Raw genomic sequence first — 24,500 nt, forward strand, 5'->3', positions numbered from 1 at the left:
CCCTTGGTCGGTGCTGCTACACGTTGCGGCGGTACTGTCCGCCGACGGCGAAGAAGGCGTCGGTGATCTGCTGGAGCGAGCAGACCCGGGCGGCGTCCATCAGCACGGCGAAGGCGTTCTCGCCGGCGATGGTCGCCTGCTTGAGCCGGGTCAGCGCGGCGTCGGCCTCGTCGCGGTGCGCCTGGTGGAACCCGTGCAGCCGGCGCAGCTGCGATTCCTTCTCGGCCTCGGTGGCGCGAGCCAGCTGCGGTACCGTGGCGGGCGCTTCCGGGTCGTCGCGCAGGTAGGTGTTGACCCCGATCAGCGGCAGCGTGCCGTCATGTTTGCGCTGTTCGTAGCGCATCGACTCGTCCTGGATGCGACCGCGTTGGTAACCGGTCTCCATCGCGCCGAGCACGCCACCGCGCTCGTTGATCCGGTCGAACTCGGCCAGCACGGCCGCCTCCACCAGGTCGGTGAGTTCGTCGACGATGAACGACCCCTGTAGCGGGTTCTCGTTCATTGCCAGGCCCCACTCCCGGTTGATGATGAGCTGGATGGCCAGGGCCCGGCGTACCGACTCCTCGCTCGGCGTGGTGACCGCCTCGTCGTACGCGTTGGTGTGCAGGGAGTTCGCGTTGTCGTAGATGGCGATCAGCGCCTGCAACGTGGTCCGGATGTCGTTGAAGTCCATCTCCTGCGCGTGCAGCGACCGGCCACTGGTCTGGATGTGGTACTTCAGCTTCTGGGAGCGTTCGTTCGCGCCGTAACGGTCGCGCATGGCGATCGCCCAGATCCGCCGGGCCACCCGGCCGAGCACCGAGTACTCCGGGTCCATCCCGTTGGAGAAGAAGAACGACAGGTTCGGCGCGAAGTCGTCGACGTGCATGCCGCGGGCCAGGTACGTCTCCACATAGGTGAAGCCGTTGGCCAGCGTGAAGGCGAGCTGGCTGATCGGGTTCGCCCCGGCTTCGGCGATGTGGTAGCCCGAGATGGAGACCGAGTAGAAGTTGCGCACCTCGTTGGCGATGAACCACTCCTGGATGTCGGCCATCATCCGCAGCGAGAACTCGGTGGAGAACAGGCAGGTGTTCTGGCCCTGGTCCTCCTTGAGGATGTCGGCCTGCACGGTGCCCCGGACCTGGCGCAGCGCCCCGGCCCTCAGCGCGGCGTGCTCGTCGGCGTCGGGCGCCCGCCCGTGCTCGGCCTCGAACCGATCCACCTGCTGGTCGATGACCGTGTTGAGGAAGAAGGCCAGCACCGTCGGCGCCGGGCCGTTGATGGTCATCGAGACCGAGGTGGTGGGGGAGACCAGGTCGAAGCCGTCGTAGAGGGCCCGCATGTCGTCGAGGGTGGCGACCGAGACGCCGGAGGTGCCGACCTTGCCGTAGATGTCGGGACGGAGGTCCGGGTCCCGGCCGTAGAGCGTCACCGAGTCGAACGCGGTCGACAGCCGGGTGGCGGGGGAGCCGGCCGAGACCAGCTTGAACCGCCGGTTGGTACGGAACGGGTCGCCCTCGCCGGCGAACATCCGGGCCGGGTCCTCGCCGTCGCGTTTGAACGGGAAAACCCCGGCGGTGTACGGGAAGTGGCCGGGCAGGTTCTCCCGCCGGAAGAAGCGCACCAGCTCGCCGTGGTCGGTGAAGCGGGGCAGCGCGACCCGGGGGATGGCGTTGCCGGAGAGCGACTCCCGGGTCAGCGGGGTGCGGACCTCCCGGTCCCGCACCCGGAAGACGTGTTCGGTGCCGCGGTACGCCGACACCACCTCGGGCCATTCGGCGAGTTGCCGGCCGACCTCGGCCGGCAGCTGCGCTCGGGCGGCCGCCAGCAGGTCGTGCACCGGCGCCGCGTCCACCTCGGCGGCGACCAGCTCCAGTCGCTGCACCCGCCGTGCCTGCTCGGCCAGGTCTTCGGTGTCGGCGTGGTACGCGCGCACCCGCTCGGCGATCTCGGCGAGGTACCGGATCCGCGCGCTCGGCAGCAGCTGCCGGATCATCGTCGAGGCCCGGACGTCCACGCGCGGCAGCACCCCGTCGCCGGCCGGCAGCCCCGCGCCGACCAACAGGGTCCGGAGATGCTGGTAGAGCGCGCTCACCCCGTCGTCGTTGAAGGTGGCCGCCGAGGTGCCGAAGACCGGCATGTCCCGGGGGCGCGCACCGAACGCCTCCCGGTTGCGCACCAGCTGGCGGCGTACCTCGCGCAGCGCGTCCTCGGCTCCGCGCCGCTCGAACTTGTTGACCGCCACCGCGTCGGCGTAGCCGAGCATGTCGATCTTTTCGAGCTGGCTGGCGGCGCCGTACTCCGGTGTCATCACGTACAGCGACGCGTCGGCGTACGGCACGATCGCCGCGTCTCCCTGCCCGATGCCGGGTGTCTCCACCACGACCAGGTCGAACCCGGCGGCCTTCAGCAGGTCGATGATGGTGCCGAGCGCCTCGGGCAGCTGGTGGCCGCCCCGGGTGGCCAGCGAGCGGAAGTAGATGCGCCGCCCGTCCAGCGCGTTCATCCGGATGCGGTCGCCGAGCAGGGCACCGCCGGTGGCCCGCCGGGTCGGGTCGACCGCGACGACGGCCACCCGCAGCGCGTCCCGCTGGTCCAACCGCAGGCGGCGGATCAGTTCGTCGGTGAGGCTGGACTTGCCCGAGCCGCCGGTGCCGGTGATGCCGAGCACCGGTGCGCCGCGGCGCTCGGCGGCGGCCCGCAGCTCGTCGCGCATCGGGCCGGGCAGCGCGCCGAGTTCCGCGCCGGTGATCGCCCGGGCCAGCGCACGCCGGTCACCGGAGAGCACCGCGGCGGCGTCGACCGGGTCACGCTGCCACGGATCCACGTCGCACTCGCGGATCATCAGGTTCACCATCCCCGGCAGGCCCATCCGCTGGCCGTCCTCCGGGGCGAAAATGGTGACGCCGTGGCCGCGTAGCCGGGCGATCTCGGCCGGCACGATCACGCCGCCGCCACCGCCGTAGACCCGCACCTGGCCGGCGCCGGCCGCGCGTAGCGAGTCCACCAGGTACTCGAAGTACTCGATGTGTCCACCCTGGTACGAGGAGACGGCGACGCCCTGCGCGTCCTCCTCGACGACGGCGTCGGCGACCTCCTGGACGGAGCGGTTGTGGCCCAGGTGGACCACCTCCGCGCCCTGCTTCTGGAGGATGCGGCGGATGATGTTGATCGAGGCGTCGTGTCCGTCGAAGAGGCTCGACGCGGTGACGAACCGGATCGGGTTGCTGGCGACGTGGAGGGGCATCTCGGCACTCGAACCTTCGGATCGGCGGGGGCGGGCGGGGCGGGCAGGGACTCAGTCGGCCGTGGCCCAGCGGGCGGAGACGTCCTCGACGGTGGCCACCGCCTCGGCGCCGGCCGGCGGGGGCACGGACCGGGACAGCCGCGGCGCGGTGCCCGCGGCGACGTGCCCGTGTACCGACCGCAGGCAGCCCCGCGCCGCGACGTGCGGCTCGGCGACCGCCTCGTCGAAGCTGAGGACCGGGGTCACGCACGCGTCGGTGCCGTCGAAGACCCGGCTCCAGTCGCCACGGGTGCGGCTGCGGAATACCCGCGCGAACTCCGTCGCCAGCGTCGGCCACCCGGTGCGGTCGTACTGGTCGGGCAGGGCGGCCGAGTCGAGTTCCAGGCCCTTGAGCAGCAGCGCGTAGAACCTCCGCTCCAGCGCGCCGACGGCGACGAAGCGGTCGTCGGCGCAGCGGTACGTCCGGTAGAACGGCGCGCCGCCGTCGAGCAGGTTCTGCGCCCGTCCGTAGGCCCAGGCGCCCTGCGCCTTCATCTCCAGCACGTGCTGGGCCAGCACGCTGACCCCGTCGACCATCGCGCCGTCGACCACCTGACCGAGGCCGGAGCGGGCGCGCTCGACCAGGGCGGCGAGGATCCCGACCACGAGGAACAGGGAGCCGCCGCCGAAGTCGCCGGCGAGGTTCAGCGGCGGCACCGGCATCTCGGTCGGCCCGATGGCGTGCAGGACCCCGGTGATCGAGATGTAGTTGAGGTCGTGGCCGGCGGTGTGCGCCCGGGGGCCGGTCTGTCCCCAGCCGGTCATCCGGGCGTAGACCAGCCGGGGGTTGCGGGCGGTGAGCACGTCCGGGCCGAGCCCGAGACGTTCGGCGACGCCGGGGCGGAAGCCCTCGATCAGCACGTCGGCCCGGTCGGCGAGGTCCCGGACGCGGTCCCGCTGGGCCGGGTCCTTGAGGTCGGCCTCGACGGTGCTGCGCCGGCGCAGCACGTGGCTGGGCAGCTGGTCGGGCAGGGCGTGTGGTCGCTGCACCCGTACCACGTCGGCGCCGAGGTCGGCGAGGAGCATCGCCGCGTGCGGGCCGGGGCCGATCCCGGCGAGTTCGAGGACGCGGATCTGGTCGAGGGCCCGGGTCACAGTGGGTTCTCCTTCCGGCGCGATCTAGTTATCGTTCGCTAAGTAGCGGTCGAGGAAAGGACGGCAGTCATGTCGGTGCAGGTGGACCGGGGCGAGGACGGCATCACGACGCTGACGCTGGACCGGCCGCAGTCGCTCAACGCGCTCAACCACCGCCTGGTCGGCGACCTGGCCGCCGCGCTGGAGGCGATCCGCCGTGACCGCGACTGCCGGGTGGTCGTGCTCACCGGCGCGGGACGCGCGTTCTGCGCCGGCCTCGACCTGTCCGGGTACGGCGACGACGACCAGGTGGCCGCCGGTGGCGAGATGCTGCGCACCTTCGACCGGCAGCGCGAGATCGCCGATCTCGCCCACCGCCTGCACGAGCTGCCCCAACCGGTGATCGCCGCGGTGAACGGTGCGGCGGCCGGGGGCGGGCTCGCCCTGGTCTGCGCGAGCGACGTGCGGATCGCGGCGCCGGAGGCGGTCTTCGCCGTCTCCTTCATCCGGGCGGGCTACTCGGCCTGCGACATCGGGGTGTCCTGGCTGCTGCCCCGGATCATGGGGGCCGGGCGGGCCCACGAGCTGATGCTGACCGGCCGACGCTTCGACGCCGCCGAGGCGCTCCACGGGGGACTGCTGGCCCGGGTGGTGCCCGCCGACGAACTGCTGGCCGAGGCGCGCCGCACCGCGACCGAGATCATGGGCAACCCGCCCGCCTCGGTCGAACTGACCAAGGTGGGCATGTGGATCGCGCTGGAGACGCCGAGCTTCCGGGCCGCGGTCGAGTTCGAGAACCGGCAGCAGATGGTGGCGAACATGACCGAGGACCGGGTCGAGGCGACCCGGGCGTTCCTGGAGAAGCGGTCGCCGACGTACCACCGCCGTTGACCTGCGGGGCGCGGCGGGCGGGCGGGTAACCTGGCCGGTCACCGGCGACCGACCAGGTCACGCCCGATGATCTCCTTCATGATCTCGTTCGTGCCGCCGAAGATGCGCTGCACCCGGGCGTCCTGGAAGGCCCGGGCCACCGGGTACTCCAGCATGAAGCCGTACCCGCCGTGCAGTTGCAGGCAGCGGTCGATGACCCGGTTCTGCATCTCCGAGGCGGCGAGCTTCGCCTTCGCCGCGTCGACCACGGTGAGGTCGCCGTCGCCGTGGGCCAGGATCGCCCGGTCCACGAAGGCCCGGGTCACGTCGATCTCGGTGGCCATCGCGGCCAGCTCGAACCGGGTGTTCTGGAAGTCGGCGATCGGTTTGCCGAAGGCCCGCCGCTCGTTGACGTAGTCGAGGGTGCCGGCGAGCACCACGTCGGCCACCGCCACGGCGTGGGCGGCGATGGAGAGCCGCTCCAGGGGCAGCAGGCCGACCAGTTGCCGCAGCCCGCCGCCCAGCTCGCCGAGGACGTTGGCGTCGGGTACGAAGACATCGGCGAAGAAGAGTTCGGCGGTGTCCTGCGCGTGCAGGCCGACCTTGTCGAGCTTGCGGCCCCGGCTGAAGCCGGCCATGTCCCGCTCCACCACGAGCAGGCTGAGGCCGGGGGTGTCCCCGTCGGTATCGGTGCGGGTGACCACGATGACCAGGTCGGCGTTGATGCCGCTGGTGATGAAGGTCTTGGTGCCGTTGACCAGCCAGCCGCCGTCGACCCGCCGCCCCGAGGTGCGTACCCCGCGCAGGTCGCTGCCGGTGCCCGGCTCGGTCATCGCGATCGCCCCGATCAGCTCACCGGCGGCCATCGCCGGCAGCCAGCGGGCCTGCTGCTCGGGCGAGCCGAGCTTGGCGAGGTACGGGATGGCGATGTCGTCCTGGAGCGAGAAGCTGGAGGCCAGCGAGGTGGCGTGCACCCGGGCCAACTCCTCCAGCACGATGTTGCGGTAGCGGTAGTCGTGATGCTGCCCGGCGCCGCCGTACTCGGCCGGCGCGGAGAGCCCGATGACGCCCTGCTTGCCGGCGGCGATCCACACCTCGCGGTCGATCAGCCGGTCGGCCTCCCAGCGGTCGAGGTTGTCCACCACGGAACGGGCGACGAAGGTCCGCACCACGTCGCGGAACTGCTCGTGGTCGTCGGTGTAGAGGTTGCGTCTCATCGCCGTCCTTCCAGGTCGTTCGGGGTCACCGGGTCGTCAGGTCTGCCGTGGCGCAGTCGTCGAGCAACTCGTCGACCATCCGGCCGATCCCGTCGAAGCCGTCGCCGAGGGTCTGCCCCGCGGCGTGCCGGACGTGGATCTGTTCGAGGATCACCGCCAGCTTGAACTTTGCGAAGGCCAGATACCAGGGCAGCGTCGCGGAGACCCGACCGTCGAGGCCACGGCGGGCGCGGTAGCGGGCGACCACCTCGTCCACGTCGAGGAAGCCCTCGAACGCGGTGAGCCCGCCGGTGATCGGGTTGAACGGCCGGCCGATCTCGTCCCAGAACATCACCAGCATGCCGAGGTCGGCGAGCGGGTCACCGAGGGTGGCCATCTCCCAGTCGAGCACCGCCGCGATCCGGCCCGGATCGTCCGGCGCCACGATGAGGTTGTCGATGCGGTAGTCGCCGTGCACGACCGAGGCGTCACCCGGCGGCGGTAGACCTGCCCCGAGCCGGCCGGCCAACTCGTCGACCAGCGCCGTGTGCCGCTGCGAGACGGCGTGGTACTGGCGGTGCCACCGGGCCAGCTGGCGGGCGAGGAAGCCGTCCGGACGACCGAAGTCCGCCAGGCCCACCGCGTCGATCGGTACGTCGTGCAGGTCGGCCAGCGTGTCGACCATCGCGGCGGACAACCGTCGCCGGTCGGCCGGGGCGAGGGCCGCCACCAGCTGCCGGGTCCGCAGGACGGTGCCCGGCACCTCGGCCATCAGGTAGTACGGCACGTCCGCGTCGGTGGCGAGCGCGACCACCGGCGGCACCGGGACCGGGGTGGGCGCGAGGGCGGCCATCACCCGGTACTCCCGCGCCACGTCGTGGGCCCCGCGATGGTACGAGCCGTACGGTGGGCGGCGCAGGATCCAGCGGCCGACCCCGTCGGTGACCCGGAAGGTCAGGTTCGACCTGCCGCCGGCGACCAGTGTCGCGGTGAGCGGCTCCGCGAGGGTGACGCCCTGCTCGGTGAGCACCCGGGCCAGCGCGGTGAGGTCGACCGGCGGCGCGGTCACGAGCCGCTCCACCGCGGCGCCCGCTTCTCGGCGAACGCGGCCGCGCCCTCCCGGACGTCGTCGCTGACCAGCAGGTCCTGGATCGCCCGGTCCTGCTGGTCGTGCAGCTGGGCGTCCCAGGGCGAGCCCGCCCCGGCGGCCCCGCGCACCAGCTCCCGGCTCACCCGCACCGCGAGCGGGGCGTTGGCCGAGATCTCCCCGGCGAGCGCGAGGGCGGCGGCGAGCACCTCGCCGGCCGGCGCCACCCGGTTGGCCAGACCCCAGCGCAGGGCGGTGGCGGCATCCATCGTGGACCCGGTCAGCGCGAGTTCCATCGCCAGCTTCACCGGCAGGTGACGGGGCAGCTCGATCAACCCGCCGGCCGCGGCGAACAGGCCGCGTCGCACCTCCGGCAGGCCCACGGTGGCGTCCTCGCCGAGCACGACCAGGTCGCAGGCGAGCATCAGCTCCGTGCCGCCGCCCCGGGCCAGGCCGTTCACCGCCGCGATCGCCGGCTTCTGCCGGGGCCGGTCGACGAAGCCGGCGAAACCCCACTCCGGATGCCCCGGGTGGTGCAGTGACAGGCCGGCGCCGATCGCCTTGAGGTCGGCGCCGGCGCAGAACGCCCGGCCCGCGCCGGTGAGCACGATGACCTGGACCTGCGGGTCGGCCTCGGCCGCGGTGACGGCGTCGCCGACCGCGCGGGAGAGGTCGGCGTTGACCGCGTTGAGCGCTGCGGGCCGGTTCAGCGTCACCACGGCGACGCCGTCCCGGACCTCGACCTGCGCCGGCTCGGAAGAATCCATCTCCACTCCTGCTTACTTATCGCTCGCTCAGTACCGTGCTCGCCGAGGGGCTGAAGCCCACGGCCGGGGAGGGTCAGGCCGACCGCAGGCCGGCCATCCGGGACAGGATCGCCAGGTATCGCTTCACCAGGTCGTCCAGCGAGAGTTCGCCGTCGGGCCGGTACCAGGTCGCCACCGCCTGGATGGTGCCGAGCATCGCCCGCACCGTGTCCCGGGGGTACGTCAGGTCGAAGGAGCCGTCGGCGATGCCCTCCTCGACCGCGCGCAGCAGCCGGCCCTCGATCGCCGACCGCTTGGCGATGTAGCTGCGCCGGTGCTCCGGGGCGAGCGACCGCAGCTCGCCATCGAGGTAGGCGAGCTTGCCGCTGACCGCCATGTGCCGTACCAGGCACTCGACCAGGTCGTTGAAGCGCTGCACCGGACCGCCACCGCCGGCGTCGACCAGCCGGCAGACGGTGTCCAACCGGCTGATCGAGGTGTCCAGCAGGGCGTAGAGCAGCGCCTCCTTGTTCTCGTGGTGGTAGTAGAGCGCCGGCACCGTCACCCCCACCCGGGCGGCGATGTCCCGCACCGTGGCGCCGTGGTAGCCGTTCTCGTAGAACGCCTCCAGCGCCGCGGTCAGGATCGGGCTGAGCGTGACCGGGCGCGACGCCCGCGTACGCGGGTCGTCCTGCGGGGCGCCGGCCGTCGACCGTCTCATGCCCGCGACCGCCTCATGACGGGCACTCTAGCGACAGGTCGACCAGGGGGCGGCGACGGATCTCCGCGCGGGCCACCGAGCGCAGGTGCACCTCGTCGGGCCCGTCGAAGATCCGCATCGCCCGGTGCCAGCCCCACATCGCGGCCAGCGGCACGTCGTCGCTCACCCCCGCGCCGCCGTGCACCTGGATCGCCCGGTCGATGACCTCGGTGGCGACCCGGGGCACGATCGCCTTGACCATCGCGACCTGCGCCGCCGCGGCGCGGTTGCCGGCCTCGTCGATGGTGCGCGCGGCGGCCTGGCAGAGCAGCCGGGCCTGGTCGATGGCGATCCGGGACTCGGCGATCTCCCGCTGGATCGTCTCGCGTTCCAGCAGTGGCTGGCCGAACGCGACCCGGGCCCGGGCCCGGGCGATCAGCATGGCCAGCGCCCGTTCGGCGGCACCGAGCGCCCGCATGCAGTGGTGGATGCGGCCGGGCCCGAGCCGGGCCTGGGCCATCGCGAAACCATCGCCCGGCGCGCCGAGCAGGTCAGCCGCCGGCACCCGCACGTCGGCGAAGCTCACCTCGCAGTGGCCGTGCTGGTCGTACCGGCCGAAGACCGGCACGTCCCGGTGCACGGTGACGCCCGGGGCGTCCCGTGGCACCAGCACCATCGAGTGCTGCCGGTGCGCCGGCGCGTCGGACCCGGTCCGGCCCAGCACGACGAGGAGGGTGCAGCGGGGATCGGCCAACCCGCTGGTCCACCACTTGCGGCCGGTCACCACGTACCCGTCCCCGTCGGGGCGGATCGTGGTGGCGATGTTGGTCGCGTCGCTGGAGGCGACGTCCGGCTCGGTCATCGCGAACGCCGACCGGATCCGCCCGTCCAGCAGGGGTTCCAGCCACCGCTCGCGCTGCTCCGGCGTGCCGAACAGGTGCAGCAGTTCCATGTTGCCGGTGTCCGGCGCCTGCCCGTTGATCGCCTCGGGAGCGAGTTCCAGGCTCCAGCCGGAGACCTCGGCGATGTTCGCGTAGTCCACCTGGCTCAGCCCGGACTCGGCCGGCAGGAAGAGGTTCCACAGCCCGCGCCGTTTCGCCGACCGCTTGAGTTCCTCGATCACCGGCGGCACGCTGTGGTCGTCCGGTCCACCGGCCGCCCGGTGGCGGTGGTAGGCGGGCTCGGCGGGCAGCACCTCGTCGCGCAGGAACGCGACCATCTCCGCGTACCGCTGCTCGCCCTGCGACGACAGCCGCAGGTCAGGCCCGGACATGACGATCTCCCGCCGGAGGTAGGCCCGGACCGGGCGGTAACGGCGGCAGGTCCCGCGAGACCCGGTCGGTGAAGCGCGCCGCCCGTTTGGCGAGAAACGCGGCGATGCCCTCGGCCGCGTCGGCGCTCATGCCGCGCGTGTTCAGCAACTGCGTCTCCGCCTCGTGCGCCGCCGCCGGGTGCTCGGCGGTCAGCATCCGCCACACCAACTGCCGGGTGAGCGCGGCGGAGACCGGGGCGGCCCGCTCGGCGATCTCGGTGGCCAGCCCGAGCGCGACCGGGAGCACCTCGCCCGCCGGGTGGGTGCTGCGTACCAGCCCGCTGGCGAGCGCCTCGGCGGCGTCGAAGACCCGTCCGGTGAGCAGCCACTCCAACGCCCGTTGCGGTCCGACCACCCGGGCCAGGAACCACGACGAGCACGACTCGGGCACCAGGCCCAGCCGGGCGAAGGGAAAGCCCACCCGGGCGCCGTCGGCGAGGATCCGGATGTCGCAGGGCAGGGTCATGGTGATGCCGACGCCGACCGCGGGGCCGTTGATCGCCGCGATCACCGGCTTGAGTGCGGTGAAGATCCGCAACACCACCCGACCGCCGCCGTCGCGGCGCATCGGCAACTCCTCGCCCGGCACGTCGAACCGGGTCCCGGGCGGCGCCTGCGGGCTGGTCCGCCAGGCCCGGAACGTGTCGGCGCCGTCGGTCAGGTCCATCCCGGCACAGAAGGCCCGGCCGGCGCCGGTGAGCACCACCGCGCGTACCGTGTCGTCGGCGTCGGCCGCGTCCAGGCACTCGATCAGGCCCGACTCCATCTGGTCGGTGAAGGCGTTGAGCGCCTCGGCACGGTCGAGCGTGACGACGGCGACGTGGTCGCGCACCTCGTAGCGGACGTGGTCGTTCATCGGTCGATCCGTTCGATGACGGTGGCGTTGGCCATGCCGCCGCCCTCGCACATCGTCTGTAGGCCGAACCGCCCGCCGGTGTCCTCCAGGTGGTGCAGCAAGGTGGCCAGCAGCCGGGTGCCGGAGCCGCCGAGCGGATGACCGAGCGCGATCGCCCCGCCCCGCGGGTTGAGCCGCGCGGCGTCGACGCCGAACTCCTGCGCCCAGACCAGCGGGACCGGCGCGAACGCCTCGTTGACCTCGAAGGCGTCGATGTCGTCCACGGAGAGGCCGGCCCGGCGCAGCACCCGTTCGGTGGCCGGGATGACCCCGGTGAGCATGAGCAGCGGGTCGCTGCCGGTGACCGCGAAGCCGCGGAAGCGGGCCCGCGGGGTGAGCCCGAGCGCGCGGGCCCGCTCCCCACTCATGATCAGCGCGGCCGAGGCGCCGTCGGTCAGCGGCGACGAGTTGCCCGGGGTGATCTGCCAGGCGAGTTCGGGATGCCGGGCGGCGAGCGCGTCGGTACGGAAGGAGGAGCGCAGCCCGGACAGGGTCTGCGCGGTGGTGCCGGCGCGGACGGTCTCGTCGGCGGAGTGGGAACGCACCGTGCCGGCGGCGTCGGTCACGTCGATCGGGACGATCTCGCGGGCGAAGCCGCCGGTGGCGGTGGCGTGGGCGGCCCGCTCGTGCGACCGGGCCGAGTACTCGTCGAGCTGGTCGCGGCCCAGCTTCCACCGCGCCGCGATCAGCTCGGCCGAGACGCCCTGGCCGACCAGCCCGTCGGGGTATCGGGCGGCGAGCGGTGCCAGTGGCTCCCCGCCGGTGTTGGCTGAACCCATCGGCACCCGGCTCATGCTCTCCACCCCGCAGGCGATGGCGACGTCGTAGGCGCCGGCCATCACCGCCTGCGCCGCGAAGTGGACCGCCTGTTGACTGGAGCCGCACTGGCGGTCGACCGTCGTGGCGGGCACCTGCTCGGGCAACCCGGCGACGAGGGTGGCGGTGCGGGCCACGTTCATGGCCTGGTCGCCGCACTGGCTCACGCAGCCGGCGATCACGTCGTCGATCTCGCTGCCGTCGAGCCCGTTGCGCTCGACCACCGCCCGGATCACCGTGCCCAGCAGCTCCGCGGGGTGCACCCCGGACAGGGCGCCGCCGGCCTTGCCTCGCCCGGACGCGGTCCGCGCCACGTCCACCAGCACTGCGTCGACCACTTCTGGACCTCCCGTCCATGCCCCGTCCGAGCGGCGCGGCTGTCGAACCTCGATGGCGGAGGCCGGTTGTCGCCGTACCGCGGCGGATGGCGCTTACTTAGCGCTCGCTAAGTAAGCGTAGGGCGTGCATCCACTCGAGGTCAACCGCCGGACTGGCGGCCGGGGTGTGTGTGGAGGGTTACGCCTCGCGGTGCGGGTGGGAGTCCGCGTCCGGGACGAGCCGCCGCAGTTCCCGGTCGAGGGTGGCCTCGTCGCTGACCCGGACGCGGAACGGCAGCCGGATGTCGCGGTGCCGGTGCGTGGTCTCGGCCCGCAGGGTCAACCCGTCGGCGTCGACGGCGACCGGTACCAGCCGGACGCCGGCGGCGGTCAGCTCCGGGTCCATCAGCGCGGCGAAGCGGCGCACGATGTGGGGGTGTTGCCGGGACAGGCGGGCCAGGTGCGCCGCCTCGACGGTGGCGACCGGGTCGGGACCGGCCGCACGGTAGGCGGCGATAGGCACCTCGACGACGGCGCCCTGCCGTTGGACCTGCACGCCGTCGGGCTCGACCGTCCAGAGCGCCACCGGCGGCAGGTTGAGCAACGCGGTGACGGCGTCGTCGTCGCACGAGTCGAGGGCGGCCGGATCGAACCGGCGGACCCGGCCGGTCACGGTGACCCGCGCCCGCACCCGGGCGCGCACCGGCACCGGCACCAGGTGCGTGAGATCGAGCCGGACGGCGCCACCCGCTCCACGGGCGGCGACGAGCAGCCCGCCGAGCGGGGTCATCGCGTCGACGGCGACGACGACCGTGCCGTCGGCGAGGGCGGTGTGCGCATCGATCAGGTCCGCGGCGGTGCCGCCGACCTCCAGCCGCAGCGAGGTGCAGGCGGCGAGGGCGGACCGGACCGCGACCGCGTCGGACGGCGACCACTCGCCGACAAGTGCCGACGGCCGTTCGCTCTGGGCTGTCACGCCGGCCTCCTTCCACCGCAGTCGCCTCGGTCAGCCTAATAGGCAAGGCTTACCTTATTCAAGCGGACTGCGCTGGAGGGGGGCCGGTGACCTGCCCCTGCGGCCGGATCAGGCGGGCTGGTAGGTGAGGCAGTCGCTGGCCGTGCTGCCTGCGCCGACCTGGACGGACGGTGCCTTGCAGGCCAGGTTGGTGTTGTAGGTGCAGTCGGTGCGGGCGCACGCGCCGACGCTGCCGGTGATCTCCGCGATGCCGCCACGCACCGAGGACTCGACGTACGTCGCGCAGGAGGCGGCCTCGCCGGCCGCCGCGACGGTTACCGCCGGGGCGTGACAGCCGCCGTCGTTGAAGCTGCACGTGACGGCGGCGCATTCGCGTACTGCGGGCATCTGCAAGAGGGTCTTCATGGTTCCTCCGTTAACTGTTCGCCATCTTGATCGGCCGAGGCTCGATCGCCTCTCAAGAATAGCCAAAAAACCGTCCGTCGGCGCGATTCCGCAAGCAGAGTTCGCCCGCACTCTGCGGTATATCGCCTGTTCAGGTGCGTTGGAGAGCCGCCAAGAAACTATCGAGGATTTCGTCACATCGTGTCGAAGTGAAGGTAAGCCTAACCTTTATTCCGGCTTTGAGAAAAGGTAAGGCTGCCCTTTGTTCGGGGGTATTCGTGGCCGACTGTCGTCGGGTGAATCCGGAGCGGATACGGGTGTGGTGACCGGGTCGCCGCGTGGTCAGAAGATGCGGTAGCCGCCGTCGACCACCAGTTCCGTGCCGGTGGTGTACCGGGAGGCGTCGCCGGCCAGGTAGACGGCGGCTCCGGCGAGGTCGTCCGGGTGGCCCCAGCGGCGTAGCGGCACCCGGCTGATCACGCGCTCGGTGAAGGCGGTCGACTCCTGCATCTGCTGGCTCATGTCGGTGGCGATCCAGCCGGGCAGGATCGTGTTGACCCGTACGCCGTGCCGGGCGAGTTCGACCGCAGCGCCGTTGGCGAGCGCGAGCAGCCCGGCCTTGGCCGCGCCGTAGGGCTGGTTGTGTGCGGCTCCCTCGACCGCGGCGAGGCTTGAGATCGCGATGATCGACCCGCCCCGGCCGGCCGCCACCATCACCCGGGCCGCCTCCCGTACGGTCCAGTAGGCGCCGTCGAGGTTCACCGCCATCACCCGGCGGTAGTCCTCGGTCGTCGACTCGACGAGCCGGCTGCTCGTGCCGCCGATCCCGGCGTTGACCACGACGATCTCCAGGCCGCCGAGGCGGTCGGCCGCGTCGTCCATGCCGGCTGCGACGGCCGCCTCGTCGGCGACGTCCACCACCTGCCCGCTCGGCCGGCCGGGGCGGCCACCGAGGAGCTCCACCGCCGCCCGGACGCGACCCTCGTCGCGGCCCCAGATGCGGACATCGGCCCCGAAATCGGCGAGCGCCCCCGCGATGGCCAGGCCGATGCCGGCGGTGCCGCCGGTCACCACGGCCCGCCGGCCGGTCAGGTCGAACAGCGCAGTACTCATCGATGTCCCTTCGCAGTGCCGAGGTCGACCCGGCCGACGTCTATTGACACGAGTGTCAACTTGGCCCTACGTTCGGGCAAGTGACGCCGTTCACATTCCTGTAATGCCGGAAGGGCGAACGCATGAAGATCACCGAGCTGCGGACCCGGGTCGTCGCGCCACCCGAGTTCGTCTTCCAGTGGCGCGAGGACATCCCTCCGGTGCAGCTCACCATGACGGTCTTCGAGATCGAGACCGACGAGGGCATCACCGGGGTCTCCACCTCGTGGCTGCCGGCCGCCCCGCACGAGATCGCCGAGTCGGCGAACCACTTCTTCAAGCCGATGCTGATCGGCGCCGACCCGTTCCAGCGCGAGAAGATCTGGCACGAGCTGATGGCGTTCAGCCGCTACATGATCTCGCCGAAGGCGGCCAGCAACATCGACATCGCACTCTGGGACATCGCCGGCAAGGCCGCCGGCCGCCCGATCTACGAGCTGCTCGGGGCGTACCGGGACCGGGCGCCGGTCTACGTCACCACGGAGACCCAGCAGCACGCGCAGGACTACGCGGAGATCGCGGTCAAGTGCAAGGAGCAGGGGTTGCACGGCGTCAAGCTGCACGCCGCGGCGACCCCGGACAAGGACATCGAGGCGTGCCGGGCCACCCGGGCGGCGGTCGGCGACGACTTCACCCTGATGCTCGACGCCACCAGCGCGTACGACTGGCACGACGCGGTGCGGGTCGGCCGCGAGATCGAGAAGCTCGGCTTCCACTGGTACGAGGATCCGATGCGCGACGACGACGTCGCCGGTTTCGTGCAGCTCTGCCAGGTGCTCGACGTGCCGGTGCTGATGGGCGAGTCGACGGCGCGCGGGCCGTGGACCTTCGCGCACTACCTCACCCAGGGGGCGTGCGACGGGCTGCGCGCGGTCGGCGACATCATCGGCGGCATCACCGGCCTACGCAAGATCGGCGCGCTGGCCGAGCTGCACAACCGGCGGATGGAGCCGCACTCGTACGGCTCGACGCTGATCCAGGCCGCGCACCTGCACTACATCCTCTCGGTGCGCAACTGCGAGTTCTTCGAGCTGCCCTACCCGCGCGGGCCGCTGGACTTCGGCATGAAGGACGTGATCGAGGTCGGCGACGACGGGTACGTCCGGGCGCCCACCGCCCCCGGGCTGGGCTACGAGCTGGACTGGGATGTCATCGACGATGCCACCACCAGACAGTTCACCTGAGCCCCCGGTCGGAGTCGGGGTGGCCCGGCGGGTGCTGGTCCTCGGCGCGGGCGCGATCGGCGGGCTGCTCGCCGCCCGGCTCGCCGAGTCGCCCGCGCTCGACGTCCTGGTCGCCGCCCGCCGGCCGCTCTCCGAACTCACGCTCAGCCGGCGCGGGCCCACCGGCGACTCGCCGCCGGTCGGCGCGGCGGTGACGCCCGTCGTCGGCCCGGAGCTGCTGCCGCCGGTGGACTGGGTGGTCGTGGCGACCAAGACCTACGACACCGCCCGGCTCGCCGCCTGGCTCGGCACGCCCGCCACCACGACGGCGACGATCCTGGTCGCGCAGAACGGGGTGGAGCACCGGGAACGGATGGCCGCCTTCGCCGACCGCGACCGGGTCGTGCCGGCGATCGTCACCTACGGCGCCGAGCGCCGCGGCCCCGGACGGGTGGTGCAGACGCTGGACGGCCTGGTGCGGGTGCCGGCCGACGACGGCGGCCGGGCCTTCGCCGGCCTCGCCGGGCCGACCTCGCTTCGCGTGGAGGTGGTCGAGGACTTCGCCACCGCACTGTGGACGAAGCTCGCCTACAACGTCGTGGGCAACTCCCTCACCACCATCACCGACCTGCCGGTACGTGAAGTCGGGCGGCGGCCGGAACTGCGCCGGGTGGCCGCCGCGCTGGTCGCGGAGGTACGCGCCGTCGCGGCGACCCAGCGCGCGACCCTGCCGCCGGATCTGGCCGAAGCCATGCTGGACGAGTTCGCGGCGTTTCCCACGAGCGTGCGTTCCTCGATGTGGCAGGATCTGCACGCCGGCCGGCGGTTTGAACACGACGCCATCAGCGGCGCGCTGGTGCGAGTTGCGCGGATCAATGACGTTGACGCACCCTTTTCACAGATGGCGACCGATCTGCTGGAGACGCTGTCTCCGGCCCGAACCCCGGTCCCGTCCTGATGTCGCCCACCTCAGCCCCACCCAGGAGAGCACATGCCCGGCCCGACCGAGGTGCAGCAGGCGCGCCGCGACAACGGCCCCCTCACCGATCGCGGCGCGGCGCGCAAGCGGGAGTTGTTGGACGCGGCACGCCGGGTCTTCGAGCGCAAGGGTTTCATCGAGACCCGGGTACGCGACGTGGTCAAGGAGGCACAGGTCTCCCACGGCACCTTCTATACGTACTTCGACACGAAGGAAGCCATCTTCTCGGCGGTGGCGCACGACGTGGTCGACTCGATGCTTGCCTCGATGGCCACCCCGATCCCGACCAGTGGCTTCGACGAACGGATCCGCGACCTGGTGCGCCGCTTCGTGCACGCCTACCGTCCACACGCGCAGATGATCGGCCTGATCGAGCAGGTGGGCACGTTCTCGCCGGAGATGCGCGAGCTGCGCCTGGACATCCGGGACACCTTCGTGCGGCGTACCCGGCGGGGCATCACCCGGATGGCGTCCAGCGGCATGCTGGCCGACCCCGACCTCGACATCGAGTACACCGCCGAGGTGCTCGGCGCGATGCTGGAGTACAGCTGCTACCTCTGGTTCTGTCTGGACAAGAACTTCGACGAGGACCGGCTGGTGGAGGCGCTGGCCACGGTCTGGCGCAAGACGCTGCGTTCCGGCCAGCGCTGATCTCCGGGCCCGCCCGTGGGCCCGTCCCAGCCCGCTCGCGGGCTCGTTCCGGCCCGCCCGTGGGCCCGTCCCGGCCGGCTCTCGGGCCGGTCCCACCTGCCTGGCGGCCGGAGGTCGCCGACCGGCCGCCGTCCACAGCGGTGACCCGTGACGGCGCGTCATCCGCCCACCTGGCAGATCGGGACTTGACAACCGACCCCTTGACAGCCTCGGTGGCTCTGGTCACACTTGACATGCATGTCAACAACTGACTTCGGCGATGTTTCGGGGAGCCGCTCCGCCGGCTTCCGCTCTACGGATCACCCCGGCCCGCGCTACTGATCTCCCACCGCGCCGGCCACCTCAAGACGCTGCTTTCACCGCGCCGGGCCCGGCCCCGCGCACACCTCTTAGGGAGTAGTGGATGTCGAACCCCACGAGGTCCATGGCCACCGGCCGTGGCACCCGTCCCCGACGTGGGCGACACGCTGGACGCGTTGCCCTGATCGCTGGCGTGCTGACCGCAACCCTCGTCGCCGCGGGTTGCCGCGGCGCCGACACGCCCAACCAGGGCAACGGCGAGATCCCGGCCGTCGCGCAGAACCAGACGCTCACCGTGGGCGTCGCCACCCTGCAACAGCAGTACGCCGACCCGGTGCTCGCCAACGAGGGCGGCAACACCTACCCGATCAAGTGGTCGGTCGGTGAGCCGCTGATCCGGCAGGACCTGGACATGGTGCAGGTGCCGGCGCTGGCCACCGAGTGGTCGGTCAGCGACGACAACCTGACCTGGGACATCAAGCTGCGCGAGGGCGTCAAGATGCACGACGGCTCGGCGTTCACCGCCAAGGACGTCGAGACGTCGATCAACCGGGTGAAGAACCCGGACTTCACCTCGTACCAGGCCTACTTCAACAAGATCGACACGGTCGAGGTGGTCAACGACCACGAGATCAGGATCAAGACCAAGGTCCCGTACGCGAACCTCGTCTTCGACACCCCGGCGCCGGTGGCCACCGACTACTACAACCGGGTCGGCGAGGAGGAGTTCCGCAAGAAGCCGGTCGCGGCCGGCCCGTTCAAGTTCGACTCGCAGGTCTTCAACGAGTCGATGACGCTGACCCGGTTCGACGACTTCTGGGACACCGAGCGCATCCCCAACTTCGCGAACCTGATCCTGAAGATCATCCCGGACGAGAGCAGCCGGCTCTCCGGCATCCAGACCGGTCAGCTGGACATCGCCCAGGGCCTCACCCCCAACAGCGCGGCCCAGTTGCAGGGCAACCCGAGCCTCAAGCTGATCACCTCCAAGCAGGCCAGCGTGGCGAACGTCTTCTTCGTGGACAATTGGTTCCCGGAGGACTCGCCGCTCAAGAACGCCGACGTGCGCAAGGCGCTGATGCTCGCCATCGACCGGCAGAGCATCGCCGACTCGCTCTACCGTGGCTTCGGTTCGGTGACCGTCAACGCGACCCTGCCGGTGACGTTGGGCAACGACACCTCGCTCACCGCCTGGCCGTACGACGCGGCCGAGGCCAAGCGGCTGCTCGCGGCGGCCGGCGCCAGCGACCTGAAGTTCACCCTGCACCTCTACAACCAGACCACCGCCATCGCCGACGTGCAGAAGTTCGCCGAGGCCGTGATCGGTTACTGGAAGGAGGTCGGGGTCGACGTGACCATGGACGCGATGGATCCGGCCACCTATCTTGACAAGGCTGTCAAGCACCAGTTGACCGGTGCCGTCGTCCTCGGCACGCCGGGCCTGCTCATCTCCGACCCGGAGAAGCTCTCCATCTTCTACACCTCCACGGGCGGCTACTCGGCGGTCAAGGACGCCGAACTCGACGAACTCTTCGCCAAGCTCAGCTCCACCGTGAAGCGGGACGACCAGGCCGTCATCGCCGGTGAGATCAGCCGCAAGCTGCACGCCACGCTCTTCGGCCTGCCGGTGGTCTCACTCGACGCGGTGTACGCGGTCGGCCCGAAGGTCGCCGAGTGGAAGGTCATGGACGGCAACCCGTACCCAGGCCCGTTCTGGTACCTGCGGGCGAACTGATGACGCGGGTGCCCGGCGCTGTCCCTGCGCCGGGCGCCCGCACCCCGGCCGGACGCTCCATGGAGGGGCCATGACCAGATACATCCTCAACCGACTGCTCCAGGGCCTGATCGCGATGTGGGTCATCGTGACCATCGTGTTCTTCCTGGCGCGGCTCGGTGGCGACGCGGCCGCGCTGCTCGCGCCGGCCGACGCGACCCCCGAACAGGTCGAGGCGATCCGGATCAGCTACGGCCTGGACCAGCCGATCTACCTGCAGTACCTCGACTACCTGCGGGGCATCGTCACCCTCGACCTCGGGCAGAGCGTCAGCTATCGCCAGCCGGTGACCGACCTGGTGGTGCCGGCGATGCTGAACACCGCCCGGCTCGCCCTGAGCGGTTTCGTCATCGCCCTGGTCGTCGGCGTCGCGCTCGGCGCGGTCGCCGGGATGCGCGCCGGCTCGCGCTACGACCAGGCGGTACGCGCGTTGTCGGTGCTGGGGCAGTCGGTGCCGCCGTTCTGGCTGGGCATGCTGCTGGTCCTGCTCTTCTCCATCACGCTGGGCTGGCTGCCCGCCTTCGGGTCGGAGGGGTTCACCAGCCTCATCCTGCCGGCCTGTGCGCTGGCCGCCTTCCCGCTCGCCTCGATCGCCCGGCTCACCCGCTCCTCGGTGCTGGAGATCGTGGGACGGGACCAGACGCTGTTCGAGCGCGCCAAGGGGGTGGCGCCGGCGGTGCTGGTCACCCACATCCTGCGCAACGCCTCGCTGCCGGTGGTGACCCTGGCGGGCATCCAACTCGGGGCGATGTTCTCCGGGACCATCGTGGTGGAGAACCTCTTCGCCTGGCCGGGGGTGGGGCAACTGGCCATCCAGGCCATCCAGGCCCGCGACTACGCGTTGATCCAGGGCATCGTCGTGATCAACACCCTGGTCTTCGTGGCCCTGCTCTTCCTGGTCGATCTTTCCTACGGCTGGCTCGACCCGCGGGTGCGTACGCACTCGTCCGCCGAGCCGCAGAAGGCGGGTGCTCCGGCATGACCACCGACCTCGCCTCGCCGACCCCGCGCAGCGCCGCGCCCGGCACCCGGTCACGGCGCAGACCGGGCCGCCGCGCCGGCCGCTGGCCCTGGTTCTCCGGCACCGTGATGGCGGTCTTCGCGTTCTGCGGCGCGTTCGGCGGGCTCATCTCACCGCACGACCCCGACAAGGTCGACCTGAGCCAGTCGCTCAAGCCACCGGTCTTCGCCGGCGGCAGCGCCACCTATTTGCTCGGCACCGACCAACTCGGCCGCGACGTGCTCAGCCGGCTGCTCGCCGGGGCGCAGGTGTCGTTCCTCGTCGCGGCGGGCGCGGTGCTCATCGCCGGCGCGCTCGGCCTGGTCGTCGCGCTGGTCGCCGGGTACCTCGGCGGCCGGCTGGACACGGTGCTGACCCGCGTGGCCGACGCCTCGATGGCCTTCCCGGTGGTGCTGCTCGCCATCGTCATCGTGGCCATCTACGGCAAGGGCATCACCGTGGTGATCCTGGTGCTGGTGGTGGCCGGCTGGCCACAGTACGCCCGGGTGCTGCGCAGCGAGGTGATCCAGATCCGCCACCAGGACTTCGTCACCATGGCGAAGATCATGGGCGGCAGCCGGCTCTGGGCGATCACCCGGCACGTGGTGCCGAACCTGATCCCGACCCTGCTGGTGCTGGCGACGCTACAGGTCGGTCTGGCCATCATCGCCGAGGGTTCGCTGAGCTTCCTCGGCATCGGCGTGCCGCCGCCGGCCGCCTCCTGGGGCAACATGCTCGCCGACGGGCGCACCTTCCTCGCCACCGCCTGGTGGCTGCCGGTGGTGCCCGGTGTCGCGTTGAGCATCACCGTGCTGGCGGCGAACCTGCTGGGCGACTGGCTGCGCCACGCCCTCGACCCCGCGACGAGGCGGTAGGAGATGCTGGAGATCACCAACCTCACCACCCACTACTTCTTCGGCGGTCGGGTCGCCCCCGCCGCGCGCGGCGTCACCCTGACCCTGCCGAAGGGCTCGGCCATGGCGATCGTCGGGGAGTCGGGCAGCGGCAAGAGCACGGTGGCGATGAGCGTCATGCGGATGATCCGCCCGCCCGTCGGCGACATCGCCGAGGGCGAGATCCGGGTCGACGGCACGGACGTCACCCGGGCCACGTCCCGGCAGATGCGGGAGATCCTGCGTACCCTGATCGGCTTCGTGCCGCAGGATCCGACCACCGCGCTGGACCCGCTCTACACGATCCGCTCGCAGATCGTCGAGGCGATGCCGCACGTCCCGCGGGCCCGCCGCGACGAGGTGATCGTCGAGTTGCTCACCTCGCTCGGCATCGTCGACGCGGCGGCCCGGCTCAAGGAGCACCCGCACCAGTTCAGCGGTGGCATGCGCCAGCGGGTCGCGATCGCGATCGCGCTGGCCAAGGAGCCCCAGCTGCTCATCGCCGACGAGCCGACCACCGCCCTCGACGTGACCACCCAGATCGGCATCCTGCGGCTGCTGGACCGGCTGCGCCGGGAGCGGCACCTCACCACGATGTTCATCACCCACAACATCCGGGTGGCCCGGCTGGTCTGCCAGGACGTCGCGGTGATGTACGGCGGCGTGGTGGTGGAGTCGGGCCCGCTCGCCGCGGTCACCGACAACCCGTCGCACCCGTACACCCGGGCGCTGCTCGACGCCAGCTCGTTGGAGGTCGGGCCCCGGCAGCGCCTGCGCGCGATCTCCGGCAGCCCACCGTCGCTGACCGCGATGCCGCCCGGTTGTCCCTTCGCCCCCCGCTGCCCCGTCGCGACCGACCTCTGCCACCAGCAGATGCCGGTCACCGCGATGCGGCCGGACGGCGCGTCGTACGCCTGCTGGAACCCGGTGAACTCATGAGCGAGCGTCAGCGAGCGAATCATCAGCCCGGTGTGGTGGTGCCTCATGGCGGCACGGAGCGAAGCGGAGTGCCGACATGAGCGAGCGAATTTTGGAAGCGGTCAATGTTTCCAAGACGTACCGCAGCCGCACCGCCGGCACCACCCACGCCCTGACCGACGTCACCTTCGGGGTGGCCCGGGGGGAGATGGTCGGCCTGGTGGGGGAGTCGGGCAGCGGCAAGACCACGCTGATGCGGATCCTGCTCGGCATCGAGCAGCCGACCAGCGGCACGGTGAGCTTCCGGGGTACGCCCCGCTCGCGGTTCACCACCGAGCACCGGCGCGACTTCTTCAACTCGGTCTCGGCGGTCTTCCAGAACCCGTACAGCTCGCTCAACCCGCGGCGACGGCTCTGGGACATCATCACCGAGCGGCGCTCCATCGAACGCCGGGCCGGCCGGGCCGAACGCCGCGCCCGCGCGGCCGAGCTGCTGTCGGTGGTGTCGCTGCCGCCGGAGTTCGCCGACCGTTTCCCGCACCAGCTCTCCGGCGGGCAGCGGCAGCGGGTGGCCATCGCCCGGAGCCTCTCCGAGGAGCCGGACGTCATCGTGCTCGACGAGCCGATGTCGGCCCTCGACGTCTCGGTGAGCGCCCAGATCGCGAACCTCCTGCTCGACCTTCAGGAGAAGTTCGAGATGAGTTACGTCTTCGTCGCCCACGACATGCACATGGTGCGTCACCTGTGCCACCGGGTCGCCGTGCTGCTGAAGGGCCAGATCGTGGAGCAGGGCACGGTGGCCGAGGTGCTCGGCAACCCCCGACACGAGTACACCCGCAGCCTCATCGCCGCCTCCGAGCTGCGTTCGCTGGAATCCGAGGAAGAGAGGATCCGACCGTGAAGATCACTGAGGTCTCCGCCCAACTGCTCAAGCCGACCGAGTTCGAGTTCCAGTGGAAGGACCAGCTCCCGCCGCGCCGGGTCGGCATGATCCTGCTGCGGATCCGCGACGACGAGGGGCACGAGGGGCAGTGCATCACCTGGCTCGCCGGGCCGGGCCAGTTCGAGGACATGCTGCCCCGGGTGCGCGACACCCTGGTCGGCCGGGACCCGCACGACATCGAGCGGTTCTCCTACGAGCTGACCGACAACCTCACCGCCCCCAACGCGGTCTCCTCGGGCGTGGACATCGCCCTCTGGGATCTGGTCGGCAAGATCCACGAGCAGCCCGTCTACAAGCTGCTCGGCGCGGCCCGCGACCGGGTACGCGCCTACGCCAGCACGGTGCGTTACGACACCGTGCCGGAGTACGTCGACCTGGCGCTGGAGTGCCGCGACGAGGGCTTCACCGCGTACAAGCTGCACGCCTTCGGGGTGCCGGAGAAGGACATCGAGGTCTGCCGGGCGGTACGCGAGGCGGTCGGCGACACCATGGACCTGATGCTCGACCCGGTCAACGCCTACGACCGGCAGGGCGCGTTCAAGGTCGGCAAGGTGCTGGAGGAGCTGGACTTCTACTGGTACGAGGCGCCCATCGAGGATGCCGACATCCAGGGTCTGGCCGACCTGACCCGGTACTTCTCGATCCCGATCACGGCGGTGGAGAGCGTCGGTGGTGGCCTCAAGTTCGTGCCGCCGTACCTGGTGAACCACGCGGTGGACTCGGTGCGCTCGGTCGGGGACTGGACCGGCGGCATCACCGCGATGAAGAAGACCGCCGCGCTCTGCGAGGCGTTCGGCGTGAAGTTCGAGCCGCACAGCTACGGCTCGACCCTGATCCAGGCCGCGCACTTCCACGTCATGCTGGCCATCCACAACTGCGACCTGGTCGAGCTGCCGGTCCCCACCGGCGTGCTGGACCAGGGGATGAAGGACACCCTGCGGGTCAACGCCGACGGATACGTGGACGCGCCGACCAAGCCCGGCCTGGGGTACGAGATCGACGAAGACGAGATCGACAACCTGACCGTACGCCGGCTCACCGTCGGCGACTCCAGTTCGGTCGTCGGGCACTGACCCTTCTCGGACGGGA

22 protein-coding genes are annotated in these 24,500 nt (G+C 71.4%); 10 read left to right on the forward strand and 12 right to left on the reverse strand.

Annotation, left to right across the window (positions count from 1 at the left end; all coding sequences use genetic code 11):
• Window positions 1–16 precede the first annotated feature (16 nt).
• Complete coding sequence (gene icmF / locus ACQPYA_RS14325) at window positions 17–3,226, reverse strand: fused isobutyryl-CoA mutase/GTPase IcmF (RefSeq protein ID WP_433533076.1); 3,210 nt, start codon at window positions 3,224–3,226, stop codon at window positions 17–19.
• A gap of 51 nt (window positions 3,227–3,277) precedes the next feature.
• Window positions 3,278–4,360: a CaiB/BaiF CoA transferase family protein gene (locus ACQPYA_RS14330; protein ID WP_433533077.1), complete on the reverse strand. Its 1,083-nt coding sequence runs from the start codon at window positions 4,358–4,360 to the stop codon at window positions 3,278–3,280.
• 69 nt (window positions 4,361–4,429) lie between these two features.
• Between ACQPYA_RS14330 and ACQPYA_RS14335 the strand changes: the two genes are divergently transcribed.
• Window positions 4,430–5,230, forward strand: coding sequence for an enoyl-CoA hydratase/isomerase family protein (locus ACQPYA_RS14335; RefSeq protein WP_433533078.1), 801 nt, complete (start codon window positions 4,430–4,432; stop codon window positions 5,228–5,230).
• A gap of 38 nt (window positions 5,231–5,268) precedes the next feature.
• Here the strand turns inward: ACQPYA_RS14335 and ACQPYA_RS14340 are convergent, their stop codons facing one another.
• From ACQPYA_RS14340 to ACQPYA_RS14385, 10 genes are all read right to left on the reverse strand, one after another.
• The gene (locus tag ACQPYA_RS14340; protein WP_433533079.1) at window positions 5,269–6,426 is read right to left on the reverse strand and encodes an acyl-CoA dehydrogenase family protein; all 1,158 of its coding nucleotides are present in this window, start codon (window positions 6,424–6,426) and stop codon (window positions 5,269–5,271) included.
• Between the two features lie 25 nt (window positions 6,427–6,451).
• A complete protein-coding gene (locus ACQPYA_RS14345; RefSeq protein WP_433533080.1) occupies window positions 6,452–7,474 on the reverse strand; it encodes a phosphotransferase family protein in 1,023 nt (340 codons plus the stop codon).
• Entirely contained in the window at window positions 7,471–8,259 is a 789-nt protein-coding gene (locus ACQPYA_RS14350) for a crotonase/enoyl-CoA hydratase family protein (protein ID WP_433533081.1), read from the reverse strand. Before ACQPYA_RS14350 ends, ACQPYA_RS14345 begins: the two co-directional genes overlap by 4 nt.
• A gap of 73 nt (window positions 8,260–8,332) precedes the next feature.
• Window positions 8,333–8,959: a TetR family transcriptional regulator gene (locus ACQPYA_RS14355; protein ID WP_433533082.1), complete on the reverse strand. Its 627-nt coding sequence runs from the start codon at window positions 8,957–8,959 to the stop codon at window positions 8,333–8,335.
• Window positions 8,960–8,972: 13 nt separating this feature from the next.
• Window positions 8,973–10,211 (reverse strand): acyl-CoA dehydrogenase family protein, encoded by a 1,239-nt coding sequence (locus ACQPYA_RS14360; RefSeq protein ID WP_433533083.1) that lies wholly within the window; start codon window positions 10,209–10,211, stop codon window positions 8,973–8,975.
• Window positions 10,198–11,106 (reverse strand): enoyl-CoA hydratase-related protein, encoded by a 909-nt coding sequence (locus tag ACQPYA_RS14365; protein ID WP_433533084.1) that lies wholly within the window; start codon window positions 11,104–11,106, stop codon window positions 10,198–10,200. Before ACQPYA_RS14365 ends, ACQPYA_RS14360 begins: the two co-directional genes overlap by 14 nt.
• Window positions 11,103–12,299, reverse strand: coding sequence for a thiolase family protein (locus tag ACQPYA_RS14370; protein ID WP_433533085.1), 1,197 nt, complete (start codon window positions 12,297–12,299; stop codon window positions 11,103–11,105). The genes ACQPYA_RS14365 and ACQPYA_RS14370 overlap by 4 nt, the downstream gene beginning before the upstream one ends.
• Window positions 12,300–12,477: 178 nt before the next feature.
• A complete protein-coding gene (locus tag ACQPYA_RS14375) occupies window positions 12,478–13,254 on the reverse strand; it encodes a DUF2470 domain-containing protein (protein WP_433533086.1) in 777 nt (258 codons plus the stop codon).
• Between the two features lie 108 nt (window positions 13,255–13,362).
• Window positions 13,363–13,659 carry a DUF1540 domain-containing protein gene (locus tag ACQPYA_RS14380; protein WP_433533087.1) on the reverse strand — a complete coding sequence of 99 codons (297 nt, stop codon included), beginning with the start codon at window positions 13,657–13,659 and terminating at the stop codon, window positions 13,363–13,365.
• Window positions 13,660–13,980: 321 nt separating this feature from the next.
• On the reverse strand, window positions 13,981–14,751 hold the full coding sequence (locus tag ACQPYA_RS14385) for an SDR family NAD(P)-dependent oxidoreductase (protein WP_433533088.1): 771 nt from the start codon (window positions 14,749–14,751) through the stop codon (window positions 13,981–13,983).
• Between the two features lie 122 nt (window positions 14,752–14,873).
• Between ACQPYA_RS14385 and ACQPYA_RS14390 the strand changes: the two genes are divergently transcribed.
• The 9 genes from ACQPYA_RS14390 to ACQPYA_RS14430 all read left to right on the forward strand — a co-directional run bounded on the left by ACQPYA_RS14390 (window position 14,874) and on the right by ACQPYA_RS14430 (window position 24,484).
• A complete protein-coding gene (locus ACQPYA_RS14390) occupies window positions 14,874–15,974 on the forward strand; it encodes an enolase C-terminal domain-like protein (RefSeq protein ID WP_433533089.1) in 1,101 nt (366 codons plus the stop codon).
• Window positions 15,975–15,993: 19 nt separating this feature from the next.
• Window positions 15,994–16,911 (forward strand): ketopantoate reductase family protein, encoded by a 918-nt coding sequence (locus ACQPYA_RS14395; protein WP_433533090.1) that lies wholly within the window; start codon window positions 15,994–15,996, stop codon window positions 16,909–16,911.
• Window positions 16,912–16,944: 33 nt separating this feature from the next.
• A complete protein-coding gene (locus tag ACQPYA_RS14400; RefSeq protein ID WP_433533091.1) occupies window positions 16,945–17,583 on the forward strand; it encodes a TetR/AcrR family transcriptional regulator in 639 nt (212 codons plus the stop codon).
• Window positions 17,584–18,076: 493 nt separating this feature from the next.
• The gene (locus ACQPYA_RS14405) at window positions 18,077–19,618 is read left to right on the forward strand and encodes an ABC transporter substrate-binding protein (RefSeq protein WP_433533092.1); all 1,542 of its coding nucleotides are present in this window, start codon (window positions 18,077–18,079) and stop codon (window positions 19,616–19,618) included.
• Window positions 19,619–19,688: 70 nt separating this feature from the next.
• On the forward strand, window positions 19,689–20,639 hold the full coding sequence (locus ACQPYA_RS14410) for an ABC transporter permease (protein ID WP_433533093.1): 951 nt from the start codon (window positions 19,689–19,691) through the stop codon (window positions 20,637–20,639).
• Window positions 20,636–21,532, forward strand: coding sequence for an ABC transporter permease (locus ACQPYA_RS14415; protein ID WP_433533094.1), 897 nt, complete (start codon window positions 20,636–20,638; stop codon window positions 21,530–21,532). Before ACQPYA_RS14410 ends, ACQPYA_RS14415 begins: the two co-directional genes overlap by 4 nt.
• Before the next feature lie 3 nt (window positions 21,533–21,535).
• The gene (locus tag ACQPYA_RS14420; protein ID WP_433533095.1) at window positions 21,536–22,489 is read left to right on the forward strand and encodes an ABC transporter ATP-binding protein; all 954 of its coding nucleotides are present in this window, start codon (window positions 21,536–21,538) and stop codon (window positions 22,487–22,489) included.
• 76 nt (window positions 22,490–22,565) lie between these two features.
• Entirely contained in the window at window positions 22,566–23,369 is an 804-nt protein-coding gene (locus tag ACQPYA_RS14425) for an ABC transporter ATP-binding protein (RefSeq protein WP_433533096.1), read from the forward strand.
• Entirely contained in the window at window positions 23,366–24,484 is a 1,119-nt protein-coding gene (locus ACQPYA_RS14430) for a mandelate racemase/muconate lactonizing enzyme family protein (protein ID WP_433533097.1), read from the forward strand. Before ACQPYA_RS14425 ends, ACQPYA_RS14430 begins: the two co-directional genes overlap by 4 nt.
• The last annotated feature ends 16 nt before the right edge of the window (window positions 24,485–24,500 follow it).

This window comes from Micromonospora sp. CA-263727 (genome assembly GCF_050942455.1).
In the GTDB taxonomy this organism is placed as follows: Bacteria; Actinomycetota; Actinomycetes; order Mycobacteriales; family Micromonosporaceae; genus Micromonospora.